This is a genomic window from Corynebacterium afermentans subsp. lipophilum (assembly GCF_030408375.1).
Classification (GTDB): Bacteria; Actinomycetota; Actinomycetes; order Mycobacteriales; family Mycobacteriaceae; genus Corynebacterium; species Corynebacterium lipophilum.
The window spans coordinates 1212080-1232088 of sequence record NZ_CP046530.1; the positions used below are offsets into that span (position 1 = coordinate 1212080).

A 20009-nucleotide genomic window follows, 5' to 3' on the forward strand; every position below is an offset into this window, starting at 1 on the left:
TCGGCCCCGTTACACTGGCCCGGATGCACACGCGCGCCGAAGTCTATTCACCCCTGCAAAACACCGCCGTCTGGCTGGCGGCGTGGCTCTACAACGTCGAATCCTCCGACGACACCGTCGACGCGCTCACGGATCTCGGAGGTGCGCATTCGTACGGCAGCCTGCCTATGGCGCAATTGCTTCACGACGTCCGCTCCGCCGCCGAGCTTTCCACCCCCGGCCCCGCAATCAGACTCGTTCTCTGGGGCCCAGGCCAGGCGCCGCGGCTGCGGGCCGGCTCCCCCGCGATGGAGGCGCTGACCCAGGCCGGGGCGCTCGTGGTGCGCGGGGCGGGGATGCACCACATTCTGGTGCCGGAATACTCGGGCGACGGGGTGAATTGGCGCTGGTTCGAAGACCCGGAGCCGCTGCCGGAGCCGGAGTGGCTCTCCCCTGGCGAAGCAGACCAGCTGCTCTCCCGCGCCACCGACCAGGCTGCCGTGCTGATCGAGGCAGCCGGCGGCACCCGCAAGGATCTACCCAACCCGCGGCTGGCGGTGGGCACGCTCGCGGACTTCTACGACACCCCGGGGCTTCCCGCAGGTGTGACCCCGCGCGCGGCGAAACTCTTTGCGCGCGCAGACAGGGTGGCTGCCACGATTGAGACGGTCACCGACCGCCTGGACGACCACTCCTTCGACCCGCAGCTGTTCGCGCTCTGGCGCCACGTGCGTTCCGCCCGCATGGCTGGTGTGGCGGATGCGGTGGTGGACTATCAGCGCGAGTGGGCGCGCTAGCGGCCCGGCCGTTTCACCGGGGCGCAGCAGCCCTCCTTGCAGGGCGCTCCGTTAACGGTGCAGCCCTGCACCGTGACCGCAGACAAGGTTTTAGGCTTGACTTCCGCGCCGACGGCCTCGGCTATATCGACCACCATGCCGGCGAAGGCGGGCTCGAGACCGACGGTCGGGGTGCGCGTCAGGGAAACCCCCATCTCCTCGCACGCCTGCTTCAGCTCGGTGTCGAGGTCCCAGACCACCTCCATGTGGTCGGTGATAAACCCGAGAGGCACACAGATGAGGTGCTCCATCCCCTCGCGCTGAAGCTCCCGGGCGCGGTTCACCACGTCCGGCTCCAGCCACGGCGTAGCCGGGTTTCCGGAGCGCGACTGCCACACCACCTCGTAGCTATCTACGCCTGCCTGCTTTGCGACGAGCTTCGCCGCCTCCGCAACCTGCCTCGAGTACAGGTGCTGGTCTTCCGGCCCGCCGGAGTTCTGGTCTGCGGCGGTGGGCACGCTGTGCGCGGTGAAAAGGACGCGGGTGTCGCCAGTTGCCTTCTCCACGGCCACGCGCAAACCCTCTGCCACGAGCTCGACGAATGTCGGGTGCCCGTAGAACTGCCACAGCTTGGTGCAGGTGATCTCCGGCGTGACCTCCCGGATTTTCTGGATGTCCTCGTCGTACTGCCGGCATGCTGAATACCCGCCCCAGGCACTGGTGGCGAAGACGAGGACGTTCCTGTGGCCGTCGTCAAGCAACTGCTTCGCAGTGTCCTCGGCGAAGGGGTGCCAGTTGCGGTTGCCAAAGTAGACGGGGAGTTCGATGCCGCGGCGCGTCAGTTCCGCCTCGATGTTGGCGATGAGCTCGCGGTTTTGCCCGTTGATGGGGCTGACGCCGCCAAAGTGGAAGTAGTGTTCGCCGACCTGCGCCAGCCGCTCGCGCGGGATGCCGCGCCCGCGCGTGACGTTCTCAAGAAAAGGAATAACCTCGTCCTCCCCTTCGGGGCCGCCGAAGGACAGGACGAGGAGTGCGTCGTAGTCGTTGAGAGCCATGCCCTCGAGTTTATCCCGCTAGAGCAGGCGCACCGCGTTCGGAGCCATGCCGGACCAACGCACCGGAGCAATGGTGACGTTCTGGCCGGCCTGCGGTGCCTCGATCATGGTGCCGTCGCCGAGGTAGATGGCCACGTGCTGGTTGCCGCCCGGCCCCCAGAACAGCAGGTCGCCGCGTTGGGCCTCGCTCGCCGGGACCTGGGTGCCGCGCTGGTACTGGTACCCGGTGTAGTGCGGCAGCGCCACGCCGGCGGCCGCAAACGCGTAGAGCACCAAACCGGAGCAGTCGAAGCCGGACACCGAACCGCCGTTCACGCCGTTGGTCGGGCCGTTGGCGTCGCCGCCGCCCCACACGTACGGGGTGCCGATTTGGGACTGTGCACGCGCGATCACAGCCTCCACCTGGGAGGAATCCGAGACCGCGGCGACAGACTTCTGCGACTTGGCAGAGACGTCAGCGGCTGTCTCGACCTCCGGCAGCACCGCGGAGAGGGAATCCGCAGAGTCCGCAGTTTCCGTGGTGTCGGAAGTTTGCTCGACCGTGCCGAGTGCACCGTTGAGACCGTCCGCGAAGGCGGTGACCAGCTCGACGGCATCCGCGTTGGAATTGTCGAAGGAGCCGTGGTTGGCCGCCACGCCGCCGACCATCGCGATACCGGCCGCGACAGCGCCGACCTTGGCAATCGTGTCGCTGTCCAGCTCCGGCAGGCCGGCCTGGGACGACAGCGCCGCAATATCGCTATCCGACGACGTCTGCGCCACGGTGCGCACCGCATCGATCACGGTTTCACGGCTGGGCTCGGGCGCCTCCGGGGCATCGTTGGACACACGCTGGCGCACCAGGTCCACGACCTCTTCCGGCACCTCGTAGGTGGTGTCGCCCTTGGACACCGTCAGCGTGGCCGCGTACGGGTCGGCAGCAATGGCGTTGTCGGGCTCGGCTGCGGCGGAGACAGTGTCCGGGGTTTCAGGCTGCTCCTGGCCGGACTGGGCCTGGTCGGTTTGGGCCTGTTCCACCTGAGCCTTGTCGGACTGGGTCTGGTCCGCTTGGTCCTTGTCGGTTTGCGCCGGGCGCTGCTGATCCAGTTCCTTCTGAGCGGTATCCAGCTGGGACTGAGCGGCGTCGCGCTCTGCGACGGATGCCTCGAGGGCGGCGCGGTTGGCGTCGAGAAGCTCGCGCGCGCTCGCCTCGGCCTGCTTCGCCTCGGCCTCGGAAGCGTCGGCGAGCTCGCTGGCCTGGCGAAGCGTGGCCTCCTCGTTAGCCGCCTCGGCGCGGGCCTGCTCGGCTTCGGCCAGCTTCGCGCGCTTCTCCTCCGAGCGCTGGCGAAGGAAAAGCGAGCGATCCAGCACGTCGCGCTGGGTGTCCTTGCCGCTGACGGCGACGAGCGCGTCACTCGGGCTGGCGCCACGGTACTGCGAGCGGCTCAGATCATCGAGCTCGGCGCGTAGGGCGTCGACACGCTCCTGCGCCTCGTTGAGACGGCGCTTCGCCTCATCCTTGCCGCGACGAGCCTGCTCGGCCTTGACCTGCGCATCGTGCAGGTCCACCAGCGACTGGTTGACGGACTCCTGCAGGCCGCCGAGGTCCAGGTTGAGCGCGTCGACGTTGGCCTGCGCGCGGGACACAGCGGTCACAAGCTCGCTCACTCCGGAGGCGGAACTCTGACCATTGGCGGCCGGGCTGACTAGGCCCGCCACCAGAGAAATGGTTGCGGCACACGCGGTGGCGCCGAGCACATTTCGCGCACGGCCAAACCGGGTGCCCCTTTGCGGATTAGCCACGAAGGTGCTCCTCACACCGCCCGTCGCGCACACTTCAGCAGCACTCGGGCGATCAAGAAAACCCGAGGCTTCAAAATGCATGCGAAAACCGTGACTAGCGGTTCCACGAGCGGTCTAGATGTTGACTACTGACGCGGCAGCGCGAATCGCGACTGGCACAGCGGTGCCCTGGAACCTGGTACTCGGCGTGCTTCCCCACATGCCCGAACCTTCGCGGACGCTTGACTAGAGCGCCCTATCGGTGCCATTGCGTTGCGTGTGACAACCATCGACCCGCGAGCCGATACGGGAACCATACGTCAAGGCAACAAACTTGTATCCCTTTTGTTACAAACCATCTCCTGAGTCAAGGCTATTCACATGATTCACAATCGTCTCACCAGCACAAACTTAGGCGCGCGAGCGTTACGTGACGTTTGTCACACTATCGGCTGGGAGCTCGTAAAAGTTGACCAAACTGTTGGAATCGCGGAATCTGACCTGCGGGTTTTCGGGCCGCTCGTCAACTTTTACGAGCGAGGAAGTCAAGCGGCCAGGCTTGTCGACGGCTAGTCCCCGCGGCGGGCGGAAAACGCCGCTGCCGCGGCAACAGCGGCAAGCACCAGCACAATGACCGCCACGGTCAACGGCCAGTTCACCGAGAACGCGTTGGCGGCGTCGGCGAAGGCGTGGACGCCGGCAACATAGTCCGGCTCGGCGACCATCGTCCGCTCCCCACGTTCCACCTGCGCGCGGGTCAAAGAGTCGCTCACCCCGACGGCGACGTGCGGCGTACGAACCAGCACCGTGTCCAAACCGGTCTCAGCGGCTGCGTCCTGTGCCAGGTCGCGCAAGTCCGCGACAACGGGCGGCGTCTGCTCGAGCACGATCATTCCCACCGGAGCGAAAGCGTCGGTGTTGGCGTCGGTGAGGGCGGCCTCGAGGGCCGGTCCCAGCTGCGCATTGACGGGATTGTCGGTGCCGAACGCTACAGGGGACGATGCGAGCTGGGAGACGAGCTCTTCAAGCGTGGCTTCGGTCTGCATTGGCGTCTCTCCTCGGGCTGCCCGACGATCCAGGTGGTCGGTTTTGGAGTCTAACGGTGGTTACCGGAGGTGCGTCGATAGGCGCAATGCGAAAACATAACGCGCGTACTGTTAATATGGGCGCGGAACTATGGAAGGTCGCATAAACTGGTGGCTTGACCATAGGGTCGCTAATCCCTGATTTCATACGACGAGAATTGGAGCTCACCGTGGCAGAAAGCAAGAACTCGTTCGGTGCCAAAAAGACGCTCGAGGTCGGCGGAAAGTCCTACGACTACTTCGCACTCGACGCCGTCGAAGGCATGGAGAAACTCCCCTACTCCCTCAAGGTGCTGGGCGAGAACCTCCTGCGCACCGAGGACGGCAAGAACGTCACCGAGGACCACATCAAGGCCATCGCAAACTGGGACCCCTCGGCAGACCCGAGCGTGGAAATCCAGTTCACCCCGGCCCGCGTCCTCATGCAGGACTTCACCGGCGTGCCCTGCGTGGTCGACCTTGCAACCATGCGTGAGGCCGTGAGCACCCTCGGCGGCAACCCGGACCAGGTCAACCCGCTGAACCCGGCCGAGATGGTCATCGACCACTCCGTGATTATCGAGGCATTCGGCTCCACCGACGCCATCGACAAGAACGTCGAGATTGAGTACCAGCGCAACGAGGAGCGCTACCAGTTCCTGCGCTGGGGTGCAGAGAACTTCTCCAACTTCCGCGTCGTCCCGCCGGGAACCGGCATTGTCCACCAGGTCAACATCGAGTACCTCTCCCGCGTCGTCTTCGACAACGAGGGCTTGGCCTACCCGGACACCTGCATCGGCACCGACTCCCACACCACCATGGAAAACGGCCTGGGCATCCTGGGCTGGGGCGTCGGCGGCATTGAGGCTGAGGCCGCAATGCTGGGCCAGCCGGTCTCCATGCTCATCCCGCGCGTCGTGGGCTTCAAGCTCACCGGCGAGATCCCGACCGGCGTGACCGCAACCGACGTCGTGCTCACCATCACCGAGATGCTGCGCGAGCACGGCGTGGTGCAGAAGTTCGTCGAGTTCTACGGCAACGGCGTCAAGGAAATCCCGCTGGCCAACCGCGCCACCATCGGCAACATGTCCCCGGAGTTCGGCTCCACCTGCGCGATCTTCCCGATCGACGAGGAGACCATCAACTACCTGCACCTGACCGGCCGCTCCCAGGAGGACATCGACCGCGTCGAGGCATACGCCAAGGCACAGGGCATGTGGCTGGAGCAGGACGCCGCCGAGGCCGAGTACTCCGAATACCTCGAGCTGGACCTGTCCACCGTCGTCCCGTCCATCGCTGGCCCGAAGCGCCCGCAGGACCGCATTCTGCTGTCCGAGTCCAAGGACACCTTCCGCAAGCAGCTGCCGGACTACAACACCGCAGGCGAGGACACCTCTGAGCCGGTTCGCGCCGAGAAGGTCGACGCTGTCTCCTACAACGAGTCCTGGGCAGCCCACGGCGAGTCCGCCGCTAAGGGCGCAGAGGGCCGCGCTTCCAAGCCGGTCATCGTCGAGTCCCCGAAGGGCGGCGAGTACACCCTGGACCACGGCTTCGTGGCCATCGCTGCCGTGACCTCTTGCACCAACACCTCCAACCCGTCCGTCATGGTCGGCGCTGCACTGCTGGCACGCAAGGCCGCCGAGAAGGGCCTGAAGGCCAAGCCGTGGGTCAAGACGATTATGGCTCCGGGCTCCCAGGTCGTGGACGGTTACTACGAGCGCGCTGACCTGTGGAAGGACCTGGAGGCCGTCGGCTTCTACCTGTCCGGCTTCGGCTGCGCATCCTGCATCGGCAACTCCGGCCCGCTGCCGGCCGAGGTGTCCGACGCAGTCAACGAGTTCGACCTCACCGCAACCGCAGTCCTTTCCGGCAACCGCAACTTCGAGGGCCGCATCTCCCCGGACGTGAAGATGAACTACCTCGCGTCCCCGCTGCTGGTCATCGCCTACGCCATCGCCGGCACGATGGACTTCGACTTCGAGACCCAGCCGCTGGGCCAGGACGCCGACGGCAACGACGTCTTCCTCAAGGACGTCTGGCCGTCCACCGAGGAGATCGAAGAGACCATCGCTGGCACCATCTCCCGCGAGATGTACGAGGCCGACTACGCCGACGTGTTCAAGGGCGACGAGCAGTGGCAGGGTCTGGACATCCCGACCGGCAAGACCTTCGATTGGAACGAGGACTCCACCTACATCCGCAAGGCACCGTACTTCGACGGCATGCCGGAGGAGCCGGAGGCAGTCGAGGACATCGAGGGCGCACGCGTGCTGGCCAAGCTGGGCGACTCGGTGACCACCGACCACATCTCGCCGGCTTCCTCCATCAAGCCGGGCACCCCGGCCGCGAACTACCTCGACGAAAACGGTGTGGAGCGCAAGGACTACAACTCCTTCGGTTCCCGCCGCGGCAACCACGAGGTCATGGTCCGCGGTACCTTCGCGAACATCCGCCTGCGCAACCAGCTGGTGGACGAGCAGGGCGGCTACACCCGCGACTTCACGCAGGAGGGCGCACCGCAGGCGTACATCTACGACGCCGCGATGAACTACGCCGAGAAGGACATCCCACTGGTGGTCATCGCCGGCAAGGAGTACGGCACCGGTTCCTCCCGCGACTGGGCGGCGAAGGGCACCAACCTGCTGGGTGTGAAGGCCGTCATCGCCGAGTCCTTCGAGCGCATCCACCGCTCGAACCTGATCGGCATGGGCGTGCTGCCGCTGCAGTTCCCGGAGGGCGAGTCCCACGAGTCCCTCGGCCTGGACGGCACCGAGACCTTCACCCTGACCGGCATCACCGAGTTCAACAACGGTGAGATCCCGGCCACGGTTCACGTGAAGGCGGAGAAGGACGGCGCCGACGCTGTCGAGTTCGACGCAGTGGTGCGCGTGGATACACCGGGTGAGGCGGAGTACTTCCGCCACGGCGGCATTCTGCAGTACGTGCTGCGTCAGATGGTCAAGAACTAACGCGCTTTCGGCCGTCGTTTAAGGGGCCCCGCCCGCCGCGGGGCCCCTTCCCCATTTTTCTCACCCCTATTTGGAGCCCGAAGGAGCCCCTCATGCCGATTGTCAGCGATGAAGAGCTGAAGCGCCGCCGTGGCGAGATCATCGACACCGCCCGCGCCTGCTTCGCGCACTACGGCTACGAGGGGGCGACCGTGGCCCGTCTGGAAGAGGCCACCGGCAAAACACGTGGCGCGATCTTCCACCACTTCGGCGACAAGGAAACACTGTTCCTGGCCATCGCCGAAGCGGACGCGGAGCGGCAGGCCCAGGTGGTCAGCGAACGCGGTTTGGTGGAGGTCATGCGCGGGATGCTCGTGGACCGCACCTCCAACGACTGGTTCACCACCCGCGCCGAGATCCTTCGCAAGCTGCGCACTGACCCGGAGTTCGAGGCGCGTTGGCACGAGCACCAGGAGGTGCTGGACCGTGCGGTCCGCGAGCGCTTGGAGTCAAACAAGCAGATGCGTGACGACGTCCCCGTCGCCGTCGTCCAGACCTACCTGGAGACAGTGCTCGAGGGCTTCATCACCAAACTCGCCTCCGGCGAGCCTGTGGACCGGCTCGAGGCGATGCTCGACGTGGTAGAGCAGTCAGTCCGCGGGTAATTCCGAAAAATAGACTAAGCGGTATAGAATTGCCGCTATGTCAAAGCTGCTTTTCCTCTCCCTTCGCAACGGCGAGATCGGGCCGGACGTCGCCCACGCCGAATACCACGACGCCCTGCGCGCCACGGGCGTAAGCGAAGTGGACATGGAGCTGCGCGTCATCGACTCCCCCGATTCCGAGCTCGGCCCCCTCGACCCCGTCAGCGGCATCATCGTCGGCGGCTGCTCTCTAAATGTGACCAACCCCGAGCGCGACGCGTGGCACAAGCGTATCGACGACATCCTGTCCGCCACCGTCAACTCCGGCAAACCCGTCTTCTTTGTCTGCTTCGGCATCTCCTGGCTGGTGGACCACCTCGGCGGCGAGGTCGGGCGCACCCACCCCGAGCCGTCCGGCCCGACCACCGTGAACGTAGTGGCGGAAGACGCGCTAGCCGGGCCGAGCGGCACGTTTACCGCGCTGACGGGGCACACCGAGAACCCGGTGCGTGTGCCCGATTCCCTCACCGTTGTGGCCACCGGTCCCGACGACCTAGTGCAGATGGTCCGCTACGGCGACCGGGTGTGGGCCACCCAGTTCCACGCCGAGATGGACGCCGACGCGATGCGCACACGCATGGACTTCTTCCACGACTACGGCTACTTCCCCGCCGAGGAGTACGCCCGCATCGTCGCGGACTTGCCCAACCACGACGTGAGCCGGGCGAATGGGCTGTTGCGCACATTCGCCCGGCTCTGCACCGAGGGCCGGTTCGACTAAATCTCTGAGACCTTCGCGTCGCCGCCTTCAAAATCGAGCGGGTTGTGGTCGAACTGCTTGCCGCGGCCGACCGACTCGACGATCACATCTGCCACGAGCTCGCGCGGGGTTTCTGACGAGGGGTCCCGTTGGTCGTCGAGAAGCGCGATGCCCTTAGACGGATCATCGGTGAGGCGGGTGGGGCCGAGGATCTGGTAGGGCAGGTCGGAGGCGAGCAGACGCTTATCGACGGCCTTCTTCGCCTCGACGTAGGCGTACCACGAACCGCCGTCGTCCTCCGTGGTGGCCTCGGCGGCGCCGGCGTAGGAGACCATGACGGTAAACGGGGCGAACTCGCCGAGCTCCTCGAGCGCGTCGATCATCGCCATCGCCGCGTCGCGGTCCACGGCATAGGTGGCCTCTGCGGAACCGCCGCCGGCGCCCGCGGACCACACGACCACGTCGAACGGGGTGAGCAGGCGGGCCCAGTCTTCCTCGTCGAGGGTGGTTAAGTCGCGGACGATCGCAGTCGCGCCGTCGTCGACAAGCTGCTGCACATGGTCCGGGTTGCGCACGAGCGCGCTGACGCTGTGACCAGCTTTTACGAGCTTGGGGACGGAGTGGCGCGAGACGTTGCCGCCCGCACCGAGAACGAGCACGTGTTTGTTTTGCTTAGGTGTTTCCATAACCCCCACCGTAACGCTATTTCAGCGCCTATACTTTGCGCATGCACGCAATTATTACGACCACTGGTAAAGACCGCCCCGGCGTCATCGCCGCAGTTGCTAAAACCGCAGCCGACGAGGGGCTGAACATCCTCGACGTCTCCCAGACCATCATGGACGACTTCTTCACCATGATCATGCGCGTCGCGCTGCCCGAGGGCGAGGTTGACATGGGTGCGTTGCAGGAGGCGTTCGACGACGCCGGCGAGCCGCTCGGCATGGTCGTGCGCATCCAGTCCGAGGCCCTGTTCAGCGCCATCAACGACATCTAAGGGGCGGCTATGAATTTCGAATTTTCAGACGCGCGGTTCCTCGACGTCATCCGCATGATCGAGGATTACCGACTGGACATCCGCACCGTCACCATGGGCATTTCGCTCATCGGCTGCACCCGCCCCACGATGGAGGCCACCGCGCAGGCGGTGTACGACCGCGTTGTGGAGCGTGCGCGTGACCTGGTCCCGGTGTGCGAGGGCATCGAGCGCGAATTGGGCATCCCGATCGTGAACAAGCGCATCTCCGTCACCCCCGTCGCGCTGGTGGCGGCGGGCGCGGACGGCAACCCGGTCGAGATTGCCCGCGCGTTGGACCGTGCGGCCGGCGAGCTCGGCGTCAACTTCGTCGGCGGCTACTCGGCACTAGTGGAAAAGGGTGGAACCACCGCCGATAAGCGCCTGATCTACTCCATTCCGGAGGCGCTGAGTGAAACCGACAACGTGTGTAGCTCGGTCAACGTGGCGTCGTCACGCGCCGGCATCAACATGAACGCCGTGGCCAAGATGGGCGAGATTGTGAAGGAGGCCGCGGAGGCGACCGCGGACCGCTCCTCCATTGCCTGCGCCAAGCTGGTCGTCTTCGCCAACGCCGTGGGCGACAACCCGTTCATGGCCGGCGCGTTCCACGGCATCGAGGAGCCGGACACGGTGATCTCGGTCGGTGTGTCGGGCCCCGGCGTCGTCGACAATGCGATCGCCCCGCTGAAGGGTGCGAGCCTGAACGAGGTCGCCGAGGAGATTAAGAAGGCCGCGTTCAAGATCACCCGCGCGGGCCAGCTCGTGGGAACGATGGCTGCGGAGCGCCTCGGCGTGCCCTTCGGCATCGTGGACCTGTCGCTCGCGCCGACGGCGGAGATGGGCGATTCAGTGGCGCACGTGCTCGAGCGCATGGGCCTGGACCAGGTGGGCACGCACGGCACGACCGCCGCGTTGGCGCTGCTCAACGATGCTGTGAAGAAGGGCGGCATGATGGCCTGCTCCCGCGTCGGCGGCCTGTCCGGCTCGTTCATCCCGGTCTCCGAGGACAAGGGCATGATCGACGCGGTGAACTCCGGCGCGATTTCCATGGACAAGCTCGAGGCGATGACCTCGATCTGCTCCGTGGGCTTCGACATGATCGCCATCCCCGGCGACACTTCAGCGGAGCTCATCGCAGGCATGATCGCCGACGAGGCTGCTATCGGTGTGATGAACCACAAGACCACCGCTTCGCGATTGATTCCGGTGCCAGGGACCAAGCCCGGCGACGAAGTGAACTTCGGCGGCCTGCTCGGCTACGCCCCCGTCATCCCGGTGAACACGGTGGGTAACGACGAGTTCATCCACCGTGGCGGGTTCATCCCCGCTCCGGTGCACGGGTTCAGGAACTAGCGCTTCTTTCCGAACGCGAACCAGGCGACCCAGCCCAGGGTGTTGACTGCCCCGATCACCGGGGTCCACACCCACTTCGGGCCGCGCACTCGCTTTGAGTTGGTGCGCGCCAGGTCGCGCAGCGCGAAAGCCTTACCAGCGGTGTCGATGGTGGCCAGCACGCCGGCAATGGTCTTCTGGTCGGAGGACAATCCGTTCCAGGCGTCCCGGATGGTGTCGATGATGTCGTTGTTTCTTGCCATATTGCGAGTGTAGCGGGCTGCTTGAGGGGTCCACGCTTCGTCCGTCGATAAGCAAGATGCTCACTATAGTGGACAAACTCTTGTGCGGTTTATGTTTCGGTTTGTACGTTCGTGGAAACGAATCTTCCGAACCAAAGGAGCCCGCAAATGCAACGTCGTCAACTTCTGCACATCATTACCGAACGCGTTAACTGCGAACCCCGCGGGATCACAGTCGATTCAAACATTATGCAGTTCGAGTGGATTCTCGGTGACATCATCCTTTCTGGATATATTCCATAGAATTGAATCTATTCTTTTCAGGGGTTGAGGTAAGGAACATCTCTACAAAACCAGAGCCCTGGAGCATTTCGTCCCACTCGATAGATTCTTCATTTTTACTTAAATCAGGGAATCTTCCCCAAAGACGAACAACTTTTCCTTCGTGAAGTCCAGGGTTAAAGAGATCGAAGTGGTACCAGAGCTGATTTTCGGGGGAGCCGCTGTTTCTTCCCGCTTGGATGCCGACTCCTGCTAAAATTGTCTCCTCTGGAAGTATGGTGTCTTGAAACATTTGGGTGGATATATTTTTCAAAAACTTGATTTCATCAGTCGTGATAGAAATAAATTGATTGATGACTATTCTCCTAGCGGTAGAAAGCAGTGATTATTCCGACAGGTCGGCCGTCTCCGCTTACGGGATCTACTCGCTCTGTGGCAACAACCGTCATAACTCTTCCATTGATTGGGTAAGAGCATTCTTTATTGCCATTTCCTGCATTTAAGCCGCCTTTGCAGTCGGGGGCGTTATGTAAAACTGTGTCAATCTCTGTAGTGGCTGGAACGAAACCGCCGTGACTGTCCTTGATGTGAGAAAGCCCAAAACCAACACTGCCGGGCTCATCTCCCTGCCCTACGCGGAGTGGAAGATCCTCGCCTTTCGGGCCAATGATTGCTTGGCTAATAGTCCAGTCAATTGGCTGAGCGGCCACTGCAGTGGGGGAAACAAGTAACCCGATAAATGCCACCAACGTGGCGGATAAAAATTTCTTTACTTTCACGGGCAACACCCTTCAAAAATATCTGGAAGATATGCGACGGGAGAGAATAAACCTTTGGCGCTGATGTTGGGGTCAAGTGAGACATGAATCAAAAAGGAAACCCTGTCTCATTAATTATGATGGTTTAGCTCTCCGTTTCCCGCAAGACCTTTTGTGAATATATAAATTAATTTATTCAGAATCGACACCTCAGATCCTTTTCGGGGGCTGGAGCAGGCACTTACTTGGGTGTTCCACTGGAACTCAACGCCATTCGGCGCGAACGTCACTGGCAAGCTTCTTGATGTCCACAGCGAAGAATATTTGACGTTGGATTACGCTCGAGGTGAGGTGACCCCGCAGGTCAGTGGGATGCCGAAGATGCGCAGCGCGCTAACCCCAGACGACGTGTATCCCTTATTCGAGCTGGTCTGGGCCAAAAATGAGCCAGACCCATACGGAGAGACGCCGAAGTTTCCGAAGCTCTCGGCGGTGCGGCTCATTTGCGAACGCAGTGGAGAGCTCGCCTCCGGCATTGACGTCTTCTACCCAGTGGGCGGTGAAGATGCCATAGAGAAGTTCCTACCCCGAGTTCGTTGGGACCAGACAGTCGATTCACTCTTCTCCGACCTCTGGCACTTCGGAGAGCTGAACGACTTGGTGAAACCGTTTCAATGCCTGAAAATCGGAAACGAGTACGCGACTACGACACCGCCACCGCGCGAGGTTGACTGCCCGATGGTCACCGTTGATGTCCCCAACGAGTCGCTCCGGCTAAGTAAGGCCGACGGCGAGTTGCTGATGATTGTGGACCTCACCGATGAGGCCGTTGAGCGGATGTTGGCCGAATTTAGGCGGCTAGTGGACCCCTGGGCGCAGCCTCGGATGCCCGTCGGTTCACATCCCGACTATGAGCCCTGGGCTGGCGCTGTGCCATTCTGAAGAATGTGATCCTCGTAACAGTTTTTCTCCTTATGTGTTCGATGGTGGACATAGATCCTGTTTATGTCGGGGCGGCTTGTAGGTTAATCGTAAACCCATTCGATTAGGCAACTTGAAAGGAGGGCGAAATGACCGTTGAACTGCGAAAGCACGTCGACACAATCATTCATGCCCTCCTGGCCATGAAGGACCTGTGTGCAGACCCCGATGCGGTCGAGTTCGAGGAGGTTCGGGAGGATTTCGAGCGCCTCGAAGCAATATTCAACGTGAAGGCTACGCTCGACGCGCTTTTCGCGTACGTGTGCGAGCGTGACGACGCCGGGCGCGTCGTCGGCTCAAAGCACGCCAATCAGTACCTTCAAAAGAAGCTCGGGTTGGAGCCCAAGGACGCCTACGACCGTCTCGCCCGAGGCCGGGACTACTACGGTGAGCCCGAGGTTGAAGAGGAGCAGGTCACCGACCTGTTCGATACCGATTGTGAGGAACCCCCCGCGGATCCGGCGGCGGAGGCAGAGCGGGAGGAAGCGGCCCGCGAGGCTGCTCGAGCGGCTGCCCGCGAAGAGGCGCGGCGCAAGCAAGAAGAAGCCCGCCGTGCCGCCGAGCGAGTGAACGCCGAGAAACAGCGCGTGATCCGCCAAGAGCTAGACAAGCTTGTCGGGGATGCGAAGGGAGCGCGTGCCCGTCTCCAGGCGGACGCGCTCGCGGAGGCTCCTCGACGTTCCGTGAAAGATTTGCGCGCCACCGTGCGCCGCTGGGTCGAGCGCGAGAACCGCAAGCACGTCGAGCCTACGAACCCGAACGCGGGCATGGAAAACCGCGGGCTGCACATCGGCGCCCAGCGCGCAGACGGGACATGCCGGATAACTATCGATGCCGTGGCCTCTGATTCAGCGCTGTTCAAAGCGCTGAGCGATAAGGGGTTGGTGCCCAACTCGAACCTCCCCGAGGGTGTCGAGGATTACCGCACGCCGTCGCAACGCAGGTACGACCAGTTCTCTGAGATCCTCAAGCATTACGACGCCTGTGAGAAGCCAACCGGCGGCGGGTGCGCGTCCGTGGTTGTGTCGGTGACGCTGGACGAGCTGGCGGAGGCCGAGCCGACCACGAAGTTCGCCACCAACACCGGAATCGAGCTCGACGCCTTCGACCTCGTGCGTTTGGGCATGGAAGGTACTTCCGACTTCGTGCTGACTGTCGACGACGCAACGTCGTTGCCGTTGAACCTCTATCGGACGCGTCGACTGGCGTCACTGGCGCAGCGGATCACCTTGCTGGCGGTGCAGAGCGTGTGCGCCTGGACCGGCTGCACTGCCCCGCTCACGGAGACGGAGATCCACCACATCACATCGTGGCTGCAAGGCGGTGACACCAACATCGACAACCTCACAGCGCTGTGTCGGACCCACCACCGCTGCAACAACGACTTCAAAGACCACAGAAACAACACCAGTCACATGGATGTGGACCCAGCGACGGGTCGGGCCGGGGTGAAGGAACCCGGGTGTGCAACGCTGCAGTTCAACCACGCGGACGCGGCCGAGCATTCAGCGGTGAACAGGTTACGGAAGAGACACCGGCAGCGCGATCGGGCAACCGTGCCCGATCCGGGTGGCGCTACGGCCCCACCGGATACTCGCGTACCACCAGAACCGCCGGATCCACCTCCCCCACGGGAGCCGGTGGAGCCCCCGCCATGGGCGAAGGGGCAAGACCCGTACCCGCCGTTCTAGATTTGCCCCGAGCACCTCGGGAAGTTTAGGCGAGCTCGACGATCTCCATGTACTCGTCGCTCCACATGTCCTCGTCGCCCTCGGGCATGATGATGACCCGCTCCGGCTCAAGCGCGCGCACCGCGCCCGGGTCGTGGGTGACCAGGACGACGGCACCCGTGTAGGTCTTCAGCGCGTCGAGAACCTGCTCGCGGGATTGGGGGTCGAGGTTGTTTGTGGGCTCGTCGAGCAGCAGGACGTTCGCGCGCGAGGAGACGAGGGTGGCCAGCGCGAGGCGGGTCTTCTCGCCGCCCGAGAGCGTGCCGGCGGGCTGCTCCAGCTTGTCGCCCGAGAACATGAAGGCGCCCAGCAGGCCGCGCAGGTCCTGCTGGCCGGCGTCGGGGCAAGCCTCGATGGTGTTCTCCCAGACGCTCTTGTCGCCGTCGATGGTGTCGTGCTCCTGGGCGAAGTAGCCGATCTTCAGCCCGTGGCCCGAAACCACGCCGCCCTCGCCGTCGGTGCGCTCCACCCCGGCGAGCAGCTTGAGCAGGGTGGTCTTGCCGGCACCGTTCGTGCCCAGCACCACAACGCGCGAGCCCTTGTCCACCGCCAGGTCCACGCCCGCGAAGACCTCGAGCGAGCCGTACATCTTTGTCAGGCCCTTGCCGAACAGCGGGGTCTTGCCGCACGGCGCCGGCTCCGGGAAGGAAATGGAGGCGACCTTGTCGGCCACCCGGACCTCGTCGAGCTCGCCCATCATGCGCTCGGCGCGCGCCATCATCTGCTTCGCCGCCGAGGCCTTCGTGGCCTTCGCACCCAACTTCGCGGCCTGCTTCTGCAAGGCTGAGGCCTTCTTCTCGGCGTTGGCGCGTTCGCGGCGGCGCCGGGCCTCGTCGAGGGCGCGGGCGTCCTTGTACTTGGAAAAACCCATATTGTAGACGTCGGCCTCGGCGCGCACCGCGTCCAAGAACCAAACCTTGTTGCACACCGCGTCGAGCAGCTCGACGTCGTGGGAGATCATGATCAGCCCGCCCTCGTGCTTGGACAGGAAGTTGCGCAGCCAGGAGATGGAGTCGGCATCGAGGTGGTTGGTCGGCTCGTCGAGAAGCAGGGTGGTCTGGGACTTGCCCGAACCTTGGCGCGAGGCGAACAGGATCTGGGCGAGCTCCACGCGGCGGCGCTGGCCGCCCGACAGGGTCTTCAGCTGCTGGTCCAGGATGCGCTCCGGCAGCCCCAGGTTGTCGCAGATCTGCGCCGCCTCCGCGTTGGCCTCGTAGCCGCCGAGCGCCTGGTAACGCTCCTCAAGGCGGGAAAACTTCGCGATCGCCTTGTCGCGCTCCTCCCCGTCGGTCTCCTCCATCAGCTTCTGCTGCTTGGCCATCGAGCGCTGGATCTGGTCCAGGCCGCGGGCTGAGAGCACACGGTCGCGGGCGGTCTGCTCGATGTCGCCTTCCTTGGAGTCCTGCGGGAGGTAGCCGATCTCGCCCGAGCGGGTCACCGAGCCGCCGTAGGGTTCGGTCTCCCCCGCCAGGATGCGCATCGTGGTGGTCTTGCCTGCACCGTTGCGGCCGACTAGGCCGATGCGGTCGCCGGGTTGGACGCGGAGGTGCTGGCCGGGGGCGTCGAGAAGCGTGCGCGCGCCGACGCGGACCTCGAGATCATTGGTGACAATCACGGGGAAACTGTATCAACAGCCCCCAAATCGGGATCTACTTCTTCGAGATGAAGCGCACGATCCAAACGATCAGCGCGACAATCAGCGCGACCTTCAGCGCAACCAGGCCGACGGTACCGAGCATGACCAGAATTTCAGTAAGCCCAACGTTCACAACAGTCCTCCTTCACAACGCGGAAAATCCCCCACAGGTTAACAACCTGGGGGGATGTCAAGAGGTGTTTTAGACCGCGAAGCCGAGGGCACGGAGCTGCTCGCGCCCCTCCTCGGTGATGAACTGCGGGCCCCACGGCGGCATCCAGACCCAGTTCAGGTCCAGCTCGTCGACCGCAGTGTTGTTCACGACCGACAGGGTGGCCTGCTCCTCGATCACGTCAGTGAGCGGGCACGCCGGCGAGGTCAGCGTCATGTTGATCACCGCGACGGTTTTGCCCTCGCGCTCCTCGATCCAGGTGTCGTAGACCAAGCCGAGGTCGACGACGTTGATGCCCAGCTCCGGATCGATCACGTCGTGGAGGTACTCCTCCACCTCGCCGATGAGCTTGAGCTGCTCCTCGGTCTGCTGCGGGCGCTCCCCCTGCTTGTCCGGTTCAGTCATGGCTACTCCTTATCTTCCGGGGCGTCCGATTCTCCCAAGGCGTCCGACGTCGCCGCCTGGAACGCCTTCCACCCCATCAGCGCGCACTTCACGCGCGCCGGGAACTTGGCTACACCGGCGAACGCCACGCCGTCGCCGATCATCTCGGCATCGCCCTCGACGGTGCCGCGCGAGGTGACCATCTCGTCGAAGGCGGCGAGCTTCTCCATCGCCTCGGCCACCGGCAGCCCGATGATCTCCTCGGCCATCACCGAGGTGGAGGCCTGCGAGATCGAGCAGCCCTCAGCGTCGTAGGAGACGTCCTCGACCGTGGAGCCGTCCTCCGACAGGTGCACGCGCAAGGTCAGCTCGTCGCCGCACGACGGGTTGACGTGGTGCACCTCCGCCTCGAACGGCTCGCGCAGGCCTGCGTGCTGCGGGTTCTTGTAGTGGTCCAGGATCACTTCCTGGTACATGGATTCGAGGTTCATCGCACGAAAAACTCCTTCGCTTTGCTAATCGACGACACCAAGGTATCAACCTCATCCAGCGTGTTGTACAGGTAGAAGCTCGCCCTGGACGTGGACTGCATGTCCAGGCCGCGGTGCAGCGGCCACGCGCAGTGGTGGCCCGTGCGGATGGCAACGCCCTCGGAATCGAGCACCTGGCCTAGATCGTGCGGGTGCACGCCCTCGACCGTAAAGGCGATCGCGCCGCCGCGGTTGTCGGCGGTGAGCGGACCGGCGATCCGGAGGCCGTCGATACGCTGCATCTGCTCCAGGGCGTACGCGGTGAGCTCGCGCTCGTGAGCCTGGATGTCCTCCATGCCAATTTCGGTAAGGAAGCGCACCGCCTCACCAAGGCCAACGACCTGGGAGGTCATCTGGGTGCCCGCTTCGAAACGCTGCGGCGCCGGCGCGTAGGTGGAGCCCTCCATGCGCACGACCTCGATCATGGAGCCGCCCGTGAGGAACGGCGGCAGCTCGTTGAGGTGCTTCGAGTACAGCGCGCCCACGCCGGACGGGCCGCACATCTTGTGCCCGGAAAACGCCGCGAAGTCGACGTCGAGGGCGTGGAAGTCCACCGGCATGTGCGGCACCGACTGGCAGGCGTCGAGCACCGTGAGCGCGCCGACGGCCTTTGCTCGGCGCACCATCTCGGCCACGTCAGCGTGCGCACCGGTGACGTTGGACTGGTGGGTAAACGCCACCACCTTGACCGTGTCGTCGAGCTCGAGGGAGTCGAGGTCGATGCGGCCGTCCTCGGTCATCGCATACCATTTCAGCTCAGCTCCGGTGCGGCGCGCCAGCTCCTGCCAAGGCACGAGGTTGGCGTGGTGCTCGAGCTCCGTGATCACGATGGTGTCGCCCTCGCCCACGGCGAACTCGCCGGCGCGGGAATCGCCCAACACATACGCGACCAAGTTCAGCGCCTCAGTAGCGTTTTTGGTGAACGCGATCTCGTCGTTGTCCGCGCCGACGAAGGCGGCGATGGCCTCGCGGGCGGACTCGTACGCGTCGGTCGCCTCCTCCGCCAGCTCGTAGGAGCCGCGGTGCACGGGCGCGTTGCAGCCGAGCACGAAGTCGCGCTCAGCGTCCCAGACCCGCTGCGGGCGCTGCGACGTCGCCCCCGAATCCAGGTACACCAGCGGCTTGCCGCCGCGCACGGTGCGAGACAGGATCGGGAATTCCTTGCGGATGGCTGTTACGTCGAGCGCCATTAGATGAACTTCTCGTAGCCCTCGGCCTCGAGCTGGTCGGCGAGGGATGCGTCGCCGGTCTGCACGATCTTGCCGTCGGCGAAGACGTGGATGTAGTCGGGCTTGACGTAGTTCAGGATGCGCTTGTAGTGCGTAATCATGAGCACGCCGCCGCCGGTCTCGTCCTGGTAGCGGTTGATGCCCTCGGAGACGATGCGCAGCGCGTCGACGTCCAGGCCGGAGTCGGTCTCGTCCATGACCGCGAACTTCGGCTTCATCAGGGCGAGCTGCATGACCTCGTGGCGCTTCTTCTCGCCGCCGGAGAAGCCCTCGTTGACGGAGCGCTCGGAGAAGGAGGCGTCCATCTGCAGCGCCTCGCGGGCGGCGTTGAGCTCGCCGACCCACTCGCGCAGCTTCGGGGCCTCGCCGCGCACGGCGGTGACTGCGGAGCGCATGAAGTTCGATGAGGACACGCCCGGCACCTCCACCGGGTACTGCATGGCCAGGAAGAGGCCGGCGCGGGCGCGCTCGTCGATCTCCATGTCGAGCACGTTCTCGCCGTCGAGAAGCACCTCGCCCTCGGTCACCTCGTACTTCGGGTGGCCCGCAAGGGTGTAGGCGAGGGTGGACTTGCCGGAGCCGTTCGGGCCCATGATCGCGTGGGTCTCGCCGCCCTTGATGGTCAGGTTGACGCCCTTGAGGATCGGCTTGGGTTCCTGGCCCTCCTCGGTCGGCAGGACGTTGGCGTGCAGGTTCTTAATTTCCAGGGTGGACATGTATTGCTCCTT

20 protein-coding genes are annotated in these 20009 nt (G+C 64.1%); 8 read left to right on the plus strand and 12 right to left on the minus strand.

Going from position 1 to position 20009, the window contains the following annotated elements; genetic code table 11:
* Nucleotides 1-23 precede the first annotated feature (23 nt).
* The gene (locus CAFEL_RS05805; protein ID WP_194559280.1) at nucleotides 24-776 is read left to right on the plus strand and encodes an Rv1486c family protein; all 753 of its coding nucleotides are present in this window, start codon (nucleotides 24-26) and stop codon (nucleotides 774-776) included.
* On the opposite strand, the gene CAFEL_RS05810 is transcribed toward CAFEL_RS05805, so the two are convergent.
* The 3 genes from CAFEL_RS05810 to CAFEL_RS05820 form a co-directional block, all read right to left on the minus strand.
* Nucleotides 773-1810 (minus strand): ferrochelatase, encoded by a 1038-nt coding sequence (locus tag CAFEL_RS05810; RefSeq protein ID WP_194559281.1) that lies wholly within the window; start codon nucleotides 1808-1810, stop codon nucleotides 773-775. The genes CAFEL_RS05805 and CAFEL_RS05810 overlap by 4 nt on opposite strands.
* A gap of 18 nt (nucleotides 1811-1828) precedes the next feature.
* Nucleotides 1829-3592 carry a DIP1281 family NlpC/P60 protein gene (locus CAFEL_RS05815; RefSeq protein WP_290171952.1) on the minus strand — a complete coding sequence of 588 codons (1764 nt, stop codon included), beginning with the start codon at nucleotides 3590-3592 and terminating at the stop codon, nucleotides 1829-1831.
* Nucleotides 3593-4140: 548 nt separating this feature from the next.
* A complete protein-coding gene (locus CAFEL_RS05820) occupies nucleotides 4141-4617 on the minus strand; it encodes an Rv1476 family membrane protein (RefSeq protein WP_194559283.1) in 477 nt (158 codons plus the stop codon).
* A gap of 209 nt (nucleotides 4618-4826) precedes the next feature.
* Between CAFEL_RS05820 and acnA the strand changes: the two genes are divergently transcribed.
* The 3 genes from acnA to CAFEL_RS05835 all read left to right on the plus strand — a co-directional run bounded on the left by acnA (nucleotide 4827) and on the right by CAFEL_RS05835 (nucleotide 9008).
* Nucleotides 4827-7604 (plus strand): aconitate hydratase AcnA, encoded by a 2778-nt coding sequence (gene acnA / locus CAFEL_RS05825; RefSeq protein WP_194559284.1) that lies wholly within the window; start codon nucleotides 4827-4829, stop codon nucleotides 7602-7604.
* Between the two features lie 92 nt (nucleotides 7605-7696).
* Nucleotides 7697-8248 carry a TetR/AcrR family transcriptional regulator gene (locus tag CAFEL_RS05830; protein WP_194559285.1) on the plus strand — a complete coding sequence of 184 codons (552 nt, stop codon included), beginning with the start codon at nucleotides 7697-7699 and terminating at the stop codon, nucleotides 8246-8248.
* 37 nt (nucleotides 8249-8285) lie between these two features.
* On the plus strand, nucleotides 8286-9008 hold the full coding sequence (locus CAFEL_RS05835) for a glutamine amidotransferase-related protein (protein ID WP_194559286.1): 723 nt from the start codon (nucleotides 8286-8288) through the stop codon (nucleotides 9006-9008).
* Here the strand turns inward: CAFEL_RS05835 and CAFEL_RS05840 are convergent.
* Nucleotides 9005-9673, minus strand: a complete 669-nt coding sequence (locus CAFEL_RS05840) for an NAD(P)H-binding protein (protein WP_194559287.1) — start codon at nucleotides 9671-9673, stop codon at nucleotides 9005-9007. The two genes, CAFEL_RS05835 and CAFEL_RS05840, sit on opposite strands and share 4 nt — an antisense overlap.
* 41 nt (nucleotides 9674-9714) lie before the next feature.
* Between CAFEL_RS05840 and CAFEL_RS05845 the strand changes: the two genes are divergently transcribed.
* Together CAFEL_RS05845 and CAFEL_RS05850 are read left to right on the plus strand one after the other, a co-directional pair.
* Nucleotides 9715-9984, plus strand: coding sequence for an ACT domain-containing protein (locus tag CAFEL_RS05845; protein ID WP_194559288.1), 270 nt, complete (start codon nucleotides 9715-9717; stop codon nucleotides 9982-9984).
* A gap of 9 nt (nucleotides 9985-9993) precedes the next feature.
* Nucleotides 9994-11358 carry a PFL family protein gene (locus CAFEL_RS05850; protein WP_194559289.1) on the plus strand — a complete coding sequence of 455 codons (1365 nt, stop codon included), beginning with the start codon at nucleotides 9994-9996 and terminating at the stop codon, nucleotides 11356-11358.
* On the opposite strand, the gene CAFEL_RS05855 is transcribed toward CAFEL_RS05850, so the two are convergent.
* From CAFEL_RS05855 to CAFEL_RS05865, 3 genes are all read right to left on the minus strand, one after another.
* Nucleotides 11355-11600 (minus strand): PLDc N-terminal domain-containing protein, encoded by a 246-nt coding sequence (locus CAFEL_RS05855; protein ID WP_194559290.1) that lies wholly within the window; start codon nucleotides 11598-11600, stop codon nucleotides 11355-11357. The genes CAFEL_RS05850 and CAFEL_RS05855 overlap by 4 nt on opposite strands.
* Nucleotides 11601-11856: 256 nt before the next feature.
* Complete coding sequence (locus CAFEL_RS05860) at nucleotides 11857-12153, minus strand: hypothetical protein (protein WP_148363845.1); 297 nt, start codon at nucleotides 12151-12153, stop codon at nucleotides 11857-11859.
* A gap of 73 nt (nucleotides 12154-12226) precedes the next feature.
* Entirely contained in the window at nucleotides 12227-12640 is a 414-nt protein-coding gene (locus CAFEL_RS05865; protein WP_194559291.1) for a hypothetical protein, read from the minus strand.
* A 228-nt stretch (nucleotides 12641-12868) separates the two neighbouring features.
* Here CAFEL_RS05865 and CAFEL_RS05870 point away from each other — a divergent pair, with 228 nt between their 5' ends.
* Both CAFEL_RS05870 and CAFEL_RS05875 read left to right on the plus strand, forming a co-directional pair.
* The gene (locus CAFEL_RS05870; protein WP_194559292.1) at nucleotides 12869-13561 is read left to right on the plus strand and encodes a hypothetical protein; all 693 of its coding nucleotides are present in this window, start codon (nucleotides 12869-12871) and stop codon (nucleotides 13559-13561) included.
* A gap of 128 nt (nucleotides 13562-13689) precedes the next feature.
* Nucleotides 13690-15291 (plus strand): HNH endonuclease signature motif containing protein, encoded by a 1602-nt coding sequence (locus CAFEL_RS05875; protein WP_194559293.1) that lies wholly within the window; start codon nucleotides 13690-13692, stop codon nucleotides 15289-15291.
* 25 nt (nucleotides 15292-15316) lie between these two features.
* Here CAFEL_RS05875 and CAFEL_RS05880 read toward each other — a convergent pair whose 3' ends face one another.
* The 5 genes from CAFEL_RS05880 to sufC form a co-directional block, all read right to left on the minus strand.
* The gene (locus tag CAFEL_RS05880) at nucleotides 15317-16945 is read right to left on the minus strand and encodes an ABC-F family ATP-binding cassette domain-containing protein (RefSeq protein ID WP_181888458.1); all 1629 of its coding nucleotides are present in this window, start codon (nucleotides 16943-16945) and stop codon (nucleotides 15317-15319) included.
* Nucleotides 16946-17168: 223 nt separating this feature from the next.
* Complete coding sequence (locus CAFEL_RS05885) at nucleotides 17169-17543, minus strand: metal-sulfur cluster assembly factor (RefSeq protein ID WP_194559294.1); 375 nt, start codon at nucleotides 17541-17543, stop codon at nucleotides 17169-17171.
* Nucleotides 17544-17545: 2 nt separating this feature from the next.
* Complete coding sequence (gene sufU / locus CAFEL_RS05890; RefSeq protein ID WP_194559295.1) at nucleotides 17546-18013, minus strand: Fe-S cluster assembly sulfur transfer protein SufU; 468 nt, start codon at nucleotides 18011-18013, stop codon at nucleotides 17546-17548.
* The gene (locus CAFEL_RS05895) at nucleotides 18010-19242 is read right to left on the minus strand and encodes a cysteine desulfurase (RefSeq protein WP_194559296.1); all 1233 of its coding nucleotides are present in this window, start codon (nucleotides 19240-19242) and stop codon (nucleotides 18010-18012) included. Before CAFEL_RS05895 ends, sufU begins: the two co-directional genes overlap by 4 nt.
* Complete coding sequence (sufC, locus tag CAFEL_RS05900) at nucleotides 19242-19997, minus strand: Fe-S cluster assembly ATPase SufC (protein ID WP_194559297.1); 756 nt, start codon at nucleotides 19995-19997, stop codon at nucleotides 19242-19244. The genes CAFEL_RS05895 and sufC overlap by 1 nt, the downstream gene beginning before the upstream one ends.
* Nucleotides 19998-20009: the final 12 nt, after the last annotated feature.